The following is a 233-nucleotide window of genomic DNA, read 5'->3' on the forward strand; positions in this document are numbered from 1 at the left end:
TCGCTGTTCCTCGGTGCGATCCTGGCGATCTCCTCGACCACCATTATCGTCAAGGCCCTCAACGACCTGAAGATGAAAGACCAGCGGTTCGCCCAGCTGATTTTCGGTGTGCTGATTGTCGAGGACATCCTGGGTATCGGCATCATTGCCTTGCTGTCGAGCATCGCGGTGAGTGGCACGGTCAGCTCCGGCGAGGTGTTCTCCACGGTCGGCAAGCTCTCACTGTTCATGAT

The 233-nt window shown here is 57.5% G+C and carries 1 protein-coding gene; it reads left to right on the plus strand.

Features of this window, described 5'->3' with window-relative positions:
- Nucleotides 1–233: cation:proton antiporter domain-containing protein (locus tag AAEZ09_RS29270; protein WP_350601812.1), on the plus strand; the 233-nt coding region annotated here is incomplete at both ends.

Origin of the sequence: Pseudomonas sp. 65/3-MNA-CIBAN-0223, from assembly GCF_040310425.1 — a bacterium.
In the GTDB taxonomy this organism is placed as follows: Bacteria; Pseudomonadota; Gammaproteobacteria; order Pseudomonadales; family Pseudomonadaceae; genus Aquipseudomonas; species Aquipseudomonas gregormendelii.